The organism is Saccharopolyspora sp. SCSIO 74807, from assembly GCF_037023755.1.
Classification (GTDB): domain Bacteria; phylum Actinomycetota; class Actinomycetes; order Mycobacteriales; family Pseudonocardiaceae; genus Saccharopolyspora_C; species Saccharopolyspora_C galaxeae.
In genome coordinates this window covers 779,514-793,838 of sequence record NZ_CP146100.1, presented here as the reverse complement: position 1 = coordinate 793,838, position 14,325 = coordinate 779,514, and the positions used below count along the sequence as shown (strand labels likewise).

The following is a 14,325-nucleotide window of genomic DNA, read 5'->3' as shown; positions in this document are numbered from 1 at the left end:
TCCAACGGCGGCACGAGCGCCCCGCTGCGGTTGGAGGACCGGCTCCGCGGCGAGACCTACGAGCTGCACGTGGCCGCCGAGCAGGTGGGGCAGGCCGAGCCGGTCGGCATCAAGCACGGCGAACGGCAGCGGGCCACCAAGGCGTCGTTCGTGACCAGCACGGCGCGCAGCTTCCGGCGGGCGGTGCTGGAAGTGTTCAACATGGCCATCCCGTCGGTGATGATGCAGAACGACGAGGCCGCCGCGAGCACCGCGCCTGCCGAGCACGGTGCGCCGTACAGCTACTGGGGGCTCGGGCTCGGCCACGCCTTCGAGGGGCTCAAGGCATCCCGGAACGTGCGCCAGGACGGCACGGTCGAGCACACCCACACCGAAACGGTGCGCGGCGCGCTGGCCGAGCACCGCGTGAAGCTGCTGTTCGACCTGCGCATCGAGCGCCACGGCGAGCGCATCGCGGCGGCTCCGGATACCCGCACCGTCACCACGCACACCCCGGTCGAGGACGCGACCCCCGGCCCCGCGGGCTCGCGCAGTGGCGAGATCCACCGACGCAGCGCGGACGACGCCGGTGCGGCAGCGCTGGCCCGGTGGCGCGCCGACGCCGTGCAACTCCCGGAGGACCCGGCGAAGTGGCGGGCGATCGACTTCGGCGGCGACGTGCGCGACCTGGTCCGCGGAGCCGAGCGAACGCTCGAGGAAGCGGGCGTCGAGGTGGACGCGCACACCCGCAGGATGCTGCGCGCCGCCCTCACGTCGAGCCGGGCGACCGGAACGTTGGGTTCGCACGGCTCCGACGGGGTGCCGCTGGATCTGCCGTCGAGCCTCGGCGTCGAGTTGACGATGCATCCGAAGGCGACCGGCCCCGGCGAACTGGCCGGCTCCAGCGGCCGCATCGAGCTGGGCGGGGAATCGGCCTTCCCGAGCAGCACCCGGACCGAACACAGCACCGCGACGGGCAACTCGCTGAGCACGCTGCCGTTCGCCGCGTTCGGCGTGCCGCAGCACCCGGACGCGGCTTCCTACCCGAACCGGGAGATGTTCGGGCAGGCCGGTGACTGGATGATCCCGAACGAGCCTCTCGGTGCGAAGCGCAGTGAGCAGGCGTACCAGGGCGGCACCTCGTCCGGCGGCAGGCAGCTGCCCGCGCACGACGCCGACCCGTCCGGGATCACCAGTACCTGGTCGCACGGCGCCGGGTACCGGTTCGTCGCCACGCCCACCTCGAAGCTGACCCGCAAGCGACCCGCCGTCGTGGACGTCGAGTTCGAGCAGGGCTTCGTGCTCCGCCGCGGCGATGTTTCGGGCGCGCTGCCCGCTTCCTTGATCACCGCGAGCAGGGAACTCGCCGCGCGGGACGCCGAGTGGCAGACCGCCCGCGCCCGGCGCCGCGCCGCCGACCCGTCCGCGCCGGGCGACCGGGACGACCTGACCACGCAGGTGACCGGCGCGCCGGAACTGAGCCCGCACGTCGAGGCCGAACGAGCCGCCGAAGCCGCCTATTGGCAGGCGAAACGTGGCTACGAGCAGGCGCTCGACCACGCGCGCAACGACCCGGGCGTGCGCGCGGTGGACCCGGCCGCGCGCGTGACGATCCCGGCCGGGGCCGAGCGGCTCCCGGTGCAGGAGCGTCTCCGGCTGCACTCGATCGCGCGGCAGGCACTGGCCGCGCACGCGGACGGCCACCAGCCGGTCGTGCGGTACCGGGTCCGCGGTGATGTCGATTCCTCCCGCGCGGCGAACGATTTCTCCGCGCTGATGCCCGAACTCGACCACGCGCTGCGGCTGGCGCAGCGGAACCGGCCGGAGGGCGACCGGCTGGGCCGCAGCGATCTCGGCTTCGCCGCCGCCCCGCACTTCGTGCACTCCGAGGGGCCGACCGGGGTGGAGATCTGGGTCGAGCCGGGCGATCGGGCTTCCTCCGATGACGGCGCGGTGAGCTCCGACTTCGCGGACGGCCGTGCCGCCGTGGACGAGTCCGCATCCGCGCTTGCGGGCGATCGGGAGCGGTTGCGTGCGCGGGCGGCTGCCGCTGAGGAGTCGTTGGGCAAGCGGCGCGTCGACGAATTCGAGGCGTTGCTGCGCGATGCCGGGCGGATCGTGGGTCGTGTGCACGAGGTTCCGCCGATGGCCGATGTCCGGGACGCGACGCCGCAGCAGCGGGCGGAGCGGGAGTTCTTCGAGGACGTCGTGCGTGTCGTGGCGCGGGAATTGCACGTGGGCGATCCGAGCACGGCCGAGTCTCTTGCACGGCAACTCGCCGGGGAGTTCGGGACGGCTCGCCGTTCGGTGCCGCCGGCCGGTTTCGGCGGGGCTCGTGGTGCGGACGGCGGCGCGCCGCAGACCGATCCGGAGGCAGGCCCGTCCGGTCGTTCCGGCGAAGCGGAACCCGACTCGCCCGCGCCGGAACCGGGCCGGGGCGGCGGCGAACCGGCCGGTTCGGAGCCCGGCACGGACGGTTCTGTGCTCGACCCGGCGGACATCGAGAAGGCGCTGGCCGGGGAACTGAACCCGCAACCGGAGGATGCGCACGCCCGCCGCCTCGGGCTCGACCCGTTCGGCGCGCGCCGGAACGTGCCGGACGCACCGGACCACCTGATGCAGCACGGTGTCGGCTACGACTTCCGGAAGCTGAACGCGGACAAGCGGGACGCGTTCTTCGAACGGATCGACATGGCGCGCGGCGACCGGCCGACCTGGGATGAGCTGCAACCGGAGAACCTGTCGCCGCGCGCCGACTCGGTGACCGAGGGCAGGCGGGTCGGACGCAGCAGCGGCCCTGGCTTCAAGCACCGGCGCATCCCGCACCTGGTGCACAGCATTTGGCTGGGCGGGCCGCTGTACCGGGACCAGGCGAACGGCGGTTCGCGCGCCGACTTCATGGCCAACATCGGCAGCGCGTCGAGGAACGCGGACCTGCGGGACTTCAAGTTCATGGTGTGGACGGACGTCTCGCGCGCGGACATCGAGCGGGTCGGCGGGATGGATTCGCCGACCGGCCGGGACGGCCGGGTCCGCCAAATGCTCGATTGGGCGCGCGAGCACGACGTCCGGCTGGTGAACATCGACGAGGTGTTCCCGCGCCAGAACCCGATGTCGCTGGACGCCGAAGTGCGCACCGAGCGGGCGCGCGGCACGGGTGCTTCGTATGCCGTGGCCAGCGACGTGAGCCGGATCGAGATCCTGGACCGGTTCGGCGGTGTCTACACCGACGGCGACAACTCGCTGGTGCATCCGGACGGCCGCGGCCGGGACCTCGCCGGTGCGGTGCGCCAGGCCGCGGGGCACAAGTTCGGATTCCTGCCTTCCCGGGAACGGTTCGGCAAGCTCAACAATTCGGCGCTGATCGCTGCTGCGGGTGTCGACGCCACCCGGGAGTACCTGGGTGTCCAGCGCGAGAATTTCGGCAAGGACCTGGCCGAGACGATCGCGCGTGCGCAGGTCGTCAGCAGCGCCGGCATCGAGATGGCCGAGCAGTGGACGGCCACTGATCGGCGACCCATGTGGCTGGTCAACGATCGCTCGTCGAACGAGGACAGCGTTCGCAGCGAGACGCTGGGCCGGACCGGGCCGACTCCGTACATCTTCAACCGGTTGGCGGCAGCGCTCGGCCTTGCCGGGGACAACCCGCGCGATGAACTGCCCGCCATCAGCGACGAGGTCATCCACGTCAACTCCGGGCACAGCTGGCTGGAGCCCGGCCAGGCGAGCCAGCAAGATGCCGCGCCTGCGCCACCCGCACATCCGGGACGGGACGGCGTGCTCGAGGCGGTGCGCAGTGCCGTGCTGACGCTGCACCGGGAACTGCCCAACCGCGGCGGCCACCTGCACCTGCCGGGTGCGGCGCGCACGATCGACAAGCTTCCGGTTGAGCAGCGTGCGGCGGCGTGGGAGGCGGCGCTGAATCTGTTCCATCGGACCTTGCCTGCGGATGCGCGGGTGCAGTTGGTGCCGAAGTGGTTGGAGGGTGTTCCGGCTGGGGTGGCCGAGCAGGCGCGGCGGTTGTTCGGTGGCGAGTCGGATACGCCTGCCGCGGCTGGTGAGCGTGTTCGTGCGTTGGCTGCGGGCCGTCGTGATCTGGACGATCTCGACGTGGAGGCGATTCGGTCGGCGTTCCGGAATCGATTCGAGCGGGTCGTGTCCACGGAGCAGGCGCGTGCGGCGTTCGGGGGTTATCTGGGGTGGATGCACGAGCATGGTCAGGAACGTCGTTTCCCGGAGAATTCGTCGCGGTTGGGTGTTGAGGTCGCGCAGTACGTGGTGACCGGCGATCCGCGGGAGCAACTGCGTGGTGGTGCGCGGCAGGTTTCGGATGCTGCTGGGTCTGCCGAAGGGTCGGGCAGGGAAGGCGAGGGCTCCGAGCGCTTGCCGAGCGATGCGGGATCGGCCGTGCGTGCGCCCGGAACGGACTCCGTGCTCGATTCGGCGGTGCTCGAGCAGGCGCTGGCCGGTGAGTTGAACCAGCAGCCGGAGGATGTGCACGCGCGGCGGCTGGGGTTGGATCCGTTTGGTGTGCGCCGGAATGTGCCGGATGCTCCGGAACATCTGATGCGGAACGGTCGTGGTTATGATTTCGACAAGTTGCGTGCGGTGAAGCGGGATGCGTTCTTCGAGCTAGTCGACATGACTCGTGGTGAGCGTCCGTCGTGGGATTCGTTGCAGCCGGAGAATTTGCCGTCTCGTGCTGAGTCGGTGACCGAGGGCAGGCGGGTCGGACGTAATAGTGGTGCGGGTTTCAAGAATCAGCGCGTTCCGCACTTGGTGCACAGTATTTGGCTGGGCGGGCCGCTGTATCAGGACCGGGCGGATGGTGGTTCGCGAGCTGATTTCATGGCGAATGTCGGCAGTGCGGCGACGAATGCGGATTTGCGGAATTTCAAGTTCGTGGTGTGGACGGATGTGTCGCGTGCGGACTTCGAGCGGGTTGATGGGATGGAGGTGCCCGCGGGCCGGGATGCCCGGATTCAGCAGATGCTGGGTTGGGCGCGGGAGCATGGTGTCCGGTTGGTGAACATCGATGAGGTGTTTGCTCGCCAGAATCCGATGTCGCTGGATGCTGAGGTGCGGACCGAGCGGGCTCGGGGTACGGGTGCTGCGTATGCCGTGGCCAGCGACGTGAGCCGGTTGGAGATCCTGAACCGGTTCGGCGGCGTCTACACCGACGGTGACAACTCGCTGGTGCATCCGGACGGCCGTGGCCGGGACCTTGCGGATGCGGTGCGCACGGCTGCGCAGCACAAATTCGGATTCCTGGCGTCCCGGGAACGCGATGGAAAGATCAATAATTCGGCGCTTGTCTCCGCCGCTGGTGTCGGCGCTACCCGGGAGTACCTGCGTATTCAGCAGGACAACTTCACTAAGGACCTTGCCGAGACGATTGCGCGGGCGACTGTCGTCGAGACCGCGGGCATCAACATGGCCGCGCAGTTCACCGCCGCTGATCGGGAGCCGACGTGGCTGTTGAACGACAGTTCCTCGTCGACCGAGAACGAGACCCTCGGCCGGACCGGGCCGACGCCGTACATTTTCAATCAGCTCGCGGCAGCGCTCGGCGTCGCCGGGAACAACCCGCGCGCTGACCTGCCCTTCATCAGTGACGAGATCGTCCACGTCAATTCCGGGCACAGCTGGCTGGAGCAGGCGCCGGACGTGCAAGAATCCGCGCCTGCCCCGCGGGCACATCCGGGACGCGAGGGCGTGCTCGACGCGGTGCGCAGCGCCGTGGTCACGCTGCATCGGGAGATGCCCAACCGCGGCGGCTACCTGCACCTGCCGGGTGCGGCCCGCACGATCGACAAGCTTCCCGAAGCGCAGCGTCCCGCTGCGTGGACGGCCGCGCTGAATCTGTTCCACAGGACGGTGCCATCCGGCACGCCAGTGCACTTGGCTTCCAAGTGGCTGGACGACGTCCCACCCGAGGTGGCCGAGCAGGCGCGGGACCTGTTCGGCGCGGATCGGAACACCCGAGGCGACGGTGCGCGCGCCCGGGAGCGGGGACTCGCGGACCGGGGCGAGTTGGACGCGCTCGAGGTGCAGGCGGTGCGATCGGCCTTCCGGAACGGGTTCGGTCGTTCGGTGTCGCCGGATGAGGCGCGCGCGGCCTTCCGGGAGTACCTGCGGTGGATGGATGAGTACGGGAAGGAGCGCCGCTTCCCGGAGAATTCGGCGCGGTTGGGTTCCGAGGTCGCCCAGCTGGCGGTGACCGGGGATCCGCGGCCGCAGCTGCGCGGTGGTGCGCGGGATTCCGGTGGACCGGCGGCCGGTGGTTCGGGTTCCGGGCCTTCCCGGTTCCGCGGCTGGAAACGTTTCGTCCCGATGCAGCGCGGGGACCGGGAAGTTTCGGCAAGCTCCGCCGCCGTCGCGGTGAGCGATTTCGTGGACCCCGAGGTCACGATTCGCGCGAAGGTCGGCCGGTTCAGGTGGACCAACCTGCGCCTGGGCGACATCGCCTACCACGTCATGCCCGGCGACGGGAGCGGATACGGTGTCTCGTTCGCCCAGGACGATCCGTATTACCTCACCGGCCGGTACTACGACACGCTCAACACCTTGCCTGGCGAGTCGCCGCACGCGGCGGCCGTCCACCGGACGCGGCCGTCCGCGCAGCGCACGCAGTCCGATGTGCGGGTGTTCTCCTACGCCGCGACCGACCGCGGGTGGTACGAGATCTTCCGGCACGACGGTTCTTCCGTGCGCGTCGACGCCGCCGGGTACGGCGAGATCCTGGCCAACTTCCGGCCGATGCGGACACTGTCGCAAGCGATGTTCGACAGTCCGGGCGTCAAACTGCTGTCGGCGACGCCTGATGTGCGCTCCACTGCCAGGGTCCTGCACCGCAGCGGGGTGCCGTTGGTGGTCGAGGCGCCGGTGGGTGGTTCGGCCACCCAGCTCGCGGACGGACCCTTCAGCACTCCCGGCAACCTGGGATGGCAAGAACACACCCCGCACGGGCAGGTCCACACCCACAGCGTCTACTCGGACGGCAACGTCGACAACATCAGATTTTTCGAGAGGTTCCTGCCCGGTGCGCCTGAGATCTTGGACGCGAACCGGCCGTTGACCGGGCATCTCGACGACGGCACCCCGTTCGAGTTCTATCCGCACGAACTACTGGACACCGAACTCAAGAGCAAAGGAACGGGTTGGACCCGAACCGTCGGAAATTCCTACAAGAGTTCCGAGGAATCGTCGAAAGAGCGCTATCGGGGCGGTCTTGCCGATGAGCTGCACCATGTTGTGCGGACGCGGAAGGGTGAGCGGTCGAAGCTCGACGATGAGGTCTCCGATCTCGATCGGCACGACCCGTACCACCGCCTGGTTCCTGCTCCGTTCGCGCCGACCACGGTCACCCTGTCGAACCCGCGCACCGGTGCACCGCAACAGGTCACCGCCGGGCCGAACATCCTCAGCGCGCACGGAACCGAGGAAACCGTCATCATCCACGTCGAGCGGGGTGGTCAGCGCTATAAGTTGTCGGTCGACGGGCGGACCTTCACCCGGCTGTCGTTGCAGCGCCGGAATTTCCACCGGATGGTCGCGGCCAACCCGGCCGGAAAACTCCTGTACTCCATGTGCAGCGTTGCGCGGAACACCAGTACCGGCTTCGCGGACGAACAGCCTGGGGGAGTCTTCTTCCGGTCGTCGGTCCAGGAGTTCCACGATTTCACCTTCACGAACACGGCTTACGGCCCGCGCGACATGCTGTGGATTCCCCGTCTCTACGTCGAGGACAACGCGGGATGGGCCAGCAGCTACGTCAAGGACGGCCGGCAGTTCATCGAAGTCCACGAGAGCACCCGGTACACCGGGCAGGAGCCGGGGAATCCCGGCGGCGGTGCAGCGGTAGCCGAGCCGGTTGCCCCGGCTGTCGACGCGGATCTGCGGTCGTGGCTGGGTTCGTTCGATCAGCACACTTCGGAGTTCGTGCGGTCGTCGTTGTCGGCAGCGTTGGGGCGGGCGGTTTCGGCGGCTGAGATGTCCGCGGCGCTCGAGGGTTATGCGGCTTGGTTGACCCGGAATCGGCATCGTCATGCGGTGCCGGAGAACCTGCTGCAGTTGGCGTCCGAGATGGCGCAGTGGATGCAGACGGGTGAGACGAGCGGACTCCGCGGCGCCGGTCGCCGGTTCGGCCGCCCCGCCGGCGCAGGGCGCGTGCCCGCTGCTGCGGAGTCGTCGAGCGCGCAAGGGGCGCCCCCTGCCGGGTCCGGTGGGGCACGCAGAAGTACCCGGGCGGCTGCTTCGCGGCCCGACCCCGACCCCGATTTCGATCCGCAGCCCGGCCCGTCCCGTTCGGCGGACGCGGACGATCGGTACCCCGAGAACCTGGCCGTGCGGTTCGAACGTGGCGCGCTGTCGCCGGACAGTGAGATGCGGCTTCGGGGCCGGACGGCGGCATTCCTGGAGCAGATCGCACAACGTCCGGCGGAGGCCCTCGCGCAACAGCCCGCGATGGAGATCGTGGTCAACGGACGCCGCGTCAGCGAGGCCCTTCTTGCGCAGCGGCGCAGCACCGTGCAGGAGTTGATCGAGTCCGTGATCGGCGCCGTTCCCGGCTGGTCGGCGCAACCGGAGAGCCACGGGGCGGTGTCGAGGATCGTGTTGACCGGCCCCGCGGGCGCGCGCGGAGTCGTCGAGCTCTCCAGCCAGGCGAGGGTGAAGCTCGGCGACACCTTGGTCGGTGCACGGGTGCGGATCTCGGGCGTCGCCAAGCCGGATGTTCCCGGCGAAGGCGGCGCGGGGCACGCGGTGCAGTCCGCGGCTACCGACGGCGCGGACCGGTACGCAGAGCAGCTGGGCGTGCGGTTCACACCCGGCAGGTCTTCCTCGGGCCAAAACCTGTTGCCGGTCGAGGAGGAGCGGCGGCTCCGGCACCGGATGGCCGGGTTCCTGGAGCAGGCCGGGCAACAGCCGCCCGGGCAGCAGCTTGCGATGCAGGCCGTGCTCTCCAGCGTCAGCGTCGGCGAGGCTCTGCTCGCGCGGCGGCACAGTGTGGTCCAGGAGTTGTTCGAGTCGGTGGTCGATGCCGACCCCGCTTGGTCGCGCGAGAGTTCGTTCGACGGCCGCCGCGGGGTGACCAGGATCGTGTTGACCGGCCCGGCGGGTGCGGGCGGAGTCATCGAGCTATCCCACCAGAAGAACCCGCGGGTCGGCACCACATCGGTCGGTATGCGGGTGCGGGTCTCCGGCGTCGAGCAGGCGCGCGCTGCTCCCGCAGCAGGCGATTCCGTTGCGGGCAGCGCGGCGCGACCCGGGGCTGCGGGTGGTGGGGCCCGCTACGCAGAAGATCTCGGCGTGCGGCTCGCGGTCGGCAACAAGTCGTCCGGGCGCTTTCCGTTCTCGGCCGACGACGAGCAGCGGCTTCGGGATCGTGTGGGCGGGTTCCTGGAGCAGGTCGAGCATCAGCCGCCGGAACAGGAACCTGCGATGGCGGTCGTGCTCGCCGCCCACAACGTCAGCGACGCTTCGCTGGGGCGGCGGCGTGCCGCCGCGCAGGAGTTGATCGAGTCGGTGACCGGCGCCGTTCCCGGCTGGTCGGCGGAATCCTCGCTGGACAGCCGCGGGGCGGTGTCGAGGATCGTGTTGACCGCCCCCTCGGGTGCGCGGGGAGTCGTCGAGTTCTCCCAGCAGCCACGAGTGGTCATCAACAAGGTCCCGGTCGCTGTTCGGGTGCGGGTGTCGGCCGGGGCGGCGCCGGACGTTCCCGTTGACGGAGGCGCTGCGACCGCCGACCCCGCAGCAGCGGCTACCGGCATTGCGGAGCCGGCCGGGGAGGCCGGGCCCGATGCGATGGATTGGGTGCCGGAGGGAGCCGACCGGGGTTGGTCGTGGAGTGATCCGGCTCCGCCCGAGTTGTTCGGTGCCGGCGATTTCGATCCTGCAGCGGTGCTCCCGCCTCCGCTGTCGCCGCAGTGGGAATCCGCAGGTGTGCCCGCGGCGTCGGATGCATGGGAGCCGTCGTGGTTCGGTGCGGCCGAGGCTGTCGAGGTGCAGGGCGAGCCGCGTGCGGTGGAATCCGGCGTACCCGAGTCGGTCCGCCAGGCCGTCGAGGCGGATGCGGAGCCGTCGTCGAGCACGCAGGCGGTGCCCGAGGGTGCGGTCGCCGACGCACAGGACTCCGGTGTGCCCGCGGACTCCGTGCGGGACGCGGGGCAGGGGGCGCCGCGTGTTCATGGTGCGTTCGTCAGTTCCGCGGAGGCTTTGGAATTCGATCCGGGGCTGTTGCGGGAGTGGGTGCGTTCCGGGGGATCGGAGTCGTTGGCGGCGCGGTTCCGGTCGGCGGTCGCGGAGCAGCGTGCTCGGGGGATTTCTGCGGCGGCGTTCGAGTGGCCGCAGTTGTGGCTGGAGTCGATCGAGCCTCGCGGGCTGGATTCCGCGCGGTTGACGGGGCAGCTTCGCACGGCGCTGGAGGAGGCCGCCGGTGTCCCGTTGCCGGAGGAGGCTGTCGAGCTCACTCGGGTGCTGCGGCGTTCGCGCGAGCTCAGCGGGCCGGGCGCCGCTGTGGCAGCGCCCGCGGAGCGGCGTTTTGCGCTTGCGGCGGGCAACGCTCCGGCGGAGCAGTTCGTGCGTGCGGTCGAGGATCTCGGTGCGGACCTGCCGCTCGACTACGTGGGCAACGGCCGGGCGGAGTTGGAGTCGGTGTTCCGGCGTCGGCTGTATCGGCGGTTGGCTGCGTTCGTGCGGGAGGCGCAACGCGATCCGGAATTGCGCCTTCCGATCCGGGTGGCAGCGGGCTACCCCGGGATCAGGGCGAAACGTGTCGCCGCTGCTCGGGAGCAGGTGCGTGCCGGGATCGCGTTGGCGGTGCGGCTGGATCCGGCTGACGACCGGGTGGAAGCACTGCTGAACCGCGTCGATGTCGCCGGTCGAGCCAAGGTCGAGGTCACTGTTGCGGACTCGGACGGAGTGCCGCGGCGGCGCGGACACGGCTCGGCGATGGTGATCGGTGCCGCGATCGGTGCTGCCGAACGGGGCAACGCAGGTGCCGGGGAGTGGGCGCGGGTCGTGGACGCCGACGATGGATCGCACCGTGTTCATGGCGCTTTCGTTCGTTCGGCGGACGCGCTGGAATTCGACGCGGAGTCGTTGCGGGAGTGGGTGCGTTCCGGGGGATCGGAGTCGCTGGTGGCGCGGTTCCGGTCGGCGGTCGCGGAGCAGCGTGCTCGGGGGATTTCTGCGGCGGCGTACGAGTGGCCGCAGCTGCGGCTGGAGCTGGTCGATCCGCGCGGACTGGATTTCGCGCGGTTGACGGGGCAGCTTCGGACGGCGCTGGAGGAGGCCATCGGTGGCCGGTTGCCGGAAGAGGCCGTCGAGTTGCTCCGCCAGCAGCGCCACCAGAGCGCGTTCAGCGTCGTTTCGGGTTCGCTCGTGCGCAGACGTTTTGCGGTTGCGGTGGAGAATGCTGCGGCCGAGCGGTACCTGCGTGCGGTCGAACAGATCGACAAGGACCTGGTGCTCGGCTATGTGGGCAGCAACCGGGCGGAGTTGGAGTCGGTGTTCCGGCGTCGGCTGTATCGGCGGTTGGCTGCCTTCGTGCGGGAGGCGCAAGGTGATCCGGAGTTGCGTCTGCCGGTCGGGGTGGTGTCGACCAACTTCGAATTGAGGGCGAAACGTGCTGCTGCTGCTCGGGAGCAGGCGCGTGCCGGGATCGCGTTGTCGCTGGGGCTGGATCCGGCGGATGACCGGGTGGGGGCGCTGCTGAACCGCGTCGATGTCACCGAGCACGCGGCGTTCGATGTCACTGCTGCTGATCCGGACGGGGTGCCGCGGCGGAGCAGGCACCGCTCGGCGATGGTGATCGGTCCCTCGACCGGTGGCGGGTCGTACTCGGGGGGTCCTACGGTGCCGGCAGCCGCGGCCGGTCCCGGCGCGCAGCGCACCGGTACCCCGTTGCCTGCGGACACGGCGGCGGCACCGGAGTCGTGGGTGGGCGAGTTCTCGGAATTCCTGGATACGGTGCGGCGGGCTGTTGCGCGGAATGATCCGGGCTCGGTCGGACTCATCTCGCAGCATGGCGGCCCGTTGTCGGCGTGGTTGCGGGCGGCGGCGGACAAGCAGGCCGAGGCGCACCGGGATGGCACCGAGCCGATCGACCTGCGGGTGCACTTGAGCAGGTCAGCGGTCAGCGCCGGTGGTGGTCGGGTGCTCGCGCACCATGTGCGGGCGGTGATCGCCGCGTCGTTGCCTGCGGGCGCGGTTCTTCCGGAACCGCTGTTCACCGAGATCACGACCGCGGTCCACGACCTCCGGAGGCCGTTGGGCGTTGCCGACCGGGACACCGTGCTGGTCGAACTGGTCGAGACGCCGGGGCTGGCCGAGCGGGATTATCGGAATGTCGAGCGGCGGCTGGACCTGAAATTCCTGCCTGCTCGGGGGCGGCTTCCGGAGGCTGCGCGGCGGCGGTTGCGCTGGCGGCTGGCCGGGTTCGTGGAGGCCGCCGCGGATGCGCCCCGGATGCGGTTGCCGATCGAGATCGCCGCTACGGCGAGGCAGGGCCGGGCTCGGACCGACGCGGTGCGGCAGGAAGTGCGGGAGACGTTCGAGCAGTGGTTGCGCTCGCCGGGCGGCAGGTCCTGGATGCGCAGCAAGGGGATCCTGAGCCTGGACAGGGCTGTCGAGAGGTGGTCCGGGCGTGTCTCGATCGAGCAGATCGATCGGCGCGGCACCGGCGTGCCTGCCGGTGGGATGCGGGTTGCGCCGGTGTACGAGGTGCCCCCGGTGGGGTCCGCGCCTGCGGAGGGGTTGCCTGCGGGGCGGTTCACCGTTCCGGGACGGGAGTCCGAGGCGTCGCCGGTGCTCAGCTGGCTGTTCTCCGCAGGGGACCCGAGTGCGGATTTCGCGCATACGCTGCTGGCGATGGTCCGGGAAGCGGAGTCGGCGGGCCGGGAGTGGCCGGATGTGCGCGTGATCGCCGACCGCAACGGCGGGCGAAACCTCGGGCAGGTGTGGGACTCGCTAGCGGAGAAGCTGCGTGACGCGGTCGAGCGTGCCGCCGGGGCGGAACCGGTCTCGCACGTGCCGTACACCCGGCTCTATATGCACGGCGGTGTCGATCGGATCGAGGTGCATCCGGGGCCGGGGTGGTCCGCGGAGCAGTACCGCACGGCTGCGGCGCTGGATCTGTCGTTCGTCCGCCGGACGCCGACGATGTCGATGGCGATGTTGCAGCGGTTCGCGTGGCGCGCGCATGGCTTCTTGGATCAGCTGGCGCGGCGGGATGCGGACGAGCCAGGGCCGGTGCCGACGATGCGGATCGTGGCCCGGGTTTCGCCTGACGATCGTTGGTATTACGTGTGGGAGATGTTGGAGGAGGTGTTGCGGCACCGGGTGGCTGATTCGTTGTGGCAGCGCAGCGATGTGGAAGTGCTGGACGGGAACCGCGAGTCGCGGATCTCGCTGACGGCTCCGTCCGGAGCGCTCGGCGTGATCAGCCTGGTTCGGGAAAGCACGTACCCGAACCTGGTGCGGGTTGAGGTGTCCGGCCTCGGTGCCGAGCCGGCGCCTGCTGATGCGGCGGATTCGCCGGACGCGGGTGGTGCGTGGCCGCAGGCTGATCCATGGGCGTTGCAGGACGGTTTTGACGTGCCTGCGATTCCGGATGAGATTCCGGAGCTGCCGCCGGAGGTGTTGGACGATCTGCAGTCGGTTCTCGCCTCGGCCGATTGGCTGGGGACGCTGACGGCCCCGGACCCGTCGGGTGCGTTGCCGGAGTGGCTGATCGATCCGGCTTTGCTGGAGCAGTCGGCAGCGGACCTGGAATTGCCGGAGCTGCCTGCCGAGTGGGCGTGGCAGCAGGCCCCTTCCGGTGATCTCGGCACCGAGCTGCCGAGTACGGTCGACGAGCAGACCGCTGATCTCCGCAGGGACGAGTCCGGTGCTGCGGGTGTTGCCGAGCGGCCGCAGTCGGTCGACGCGCCGGAGGCCGATCGGATGGAGCTGGATTCGGATGGCGCGGATTCGTTGTTCTCCGATGGCAGGCCGTTCGACGAGTTCGTCGACTATGGCGGCGATGCCGTTCCGGGTGAGTCGTCGCCGGGTGATCGCGTTCGGTTGCGGGCGGATGCGGCTGCGGCTGTGGATGTGTTGGGCAAGCGGCGTCCGGAGGAGTTCGACGCGTTGTTGCGCGATGCGGGGCAACTCGTGGCGCAGGTGCACGAGGTTCCGGGGTTGGCCGATGTGCGGGAGGCGACGCCGCAGCAGCGGGCGGAGCGGGAGTTTTTCGAGGATGTGGCCCGTGTTGTGGCGCGGGAGTTGCACGCGCGTGGTCCGGGAGCGGCTGCGGGTCTTGCGCGGGAGTTGGCTGCGGAGTTCGGGACGGCGCGCCGGTCGTGA

Annotated in this window: 1 protein-coding gene (cut by a window edge); it reads left to right on the top strand. The window is 70.1% G+C overall.

The genetic code is table 11. The features are described 5' to 3' along the window. Window positions 1-14,325, top strand: the 3' portion of a protein-coding gene (locus V1457_RS03515) for a hypothetical protein (RefSeq protein ID WP_338600136.1). The gene continues 33,816 nt to the left of window position 1, outside the view; only the last 14,325 of its 48,141 coding nucleotides appear in the window; its start codon lies beyond the left edge, outside the window; it ends in the stop codon at window positions 14,323-14,325.